Raw genomic sequence first — 643 nt, forward strand, 5'->3', positions numbered from 1 at the left:
AACCATGGCAAGCGAACCGATTCGCGATCCCGCGAACGACCACCTGCTCACCCCGCAGAACGCGGCGTTCATCGTCATCGACTACCAGCCGGTCCAGGTGAACTCGATTGCATCGATGGATCGCCAGCTGCTGATCAACAACATCGTCGGCGCATCGAAGGCCGCGGTCGCGTACGGCCTGCCGATCGTCCACTCGACCGTCAACGTGAAGACCGGCCTGAACAAGCCGCCGATCCCGCAACTGCGCGCCGCGCTCGAAGGCTATCCGACCTACGACCGCACCAGCATCAACTCGTGGGAAGACGTCGAGTTCCGCAAGGCCGTCGAGGCCACCGGCCGCAAGAAACTGATCATGACCGCGCTGTGGACCGAAGCGTGCCTGACCTTCCCCGCACTCGACGCGCTGAAGGCCGGCTACGAAGTCTATGTGGTCGTCGATGCGGTCGGCGGCACGTCGGTCGCCGCCCACGAAGCCGCGCTGCGCCGCATCGAGCAGGCCGGCGGCCAGATGATCAGCGTCGCGCAGCTGTTCTGCGAACTGCAGCGCGACTGGGCGCGCAGCGCGACCGTCCCCGCGTTCATCAACCTGTTCATCGAAACCGGCGGCACCGCGGGCATCCAGTTCTCGTACGACAAGAGCTGA

1 protein-coding gene is annotated in these 643 nt (G+C 65.2%); it reads left to right on the forward strand.

From position 1 onward, the window contains the following. Positions 1–4 precede the first annotated feature (4 nt). A complete protein-coding gene (locus tag NQV17_RS37825; protein WP_257776164.1) occupies positions 5–643 on the forward strand; it encodes a hydrolase in 639 nt (212 codons plus the stop codon).

It is taken from the genome of Burkholderia sp. SCN-KJ, assembly GCF_024656005.1.
Taxonomy (GTDB): Bacteria; Pseudomonadota; Gammaproteobacteria; order Burkholderiales; family Burkholderiaceae; genus Burkholderia.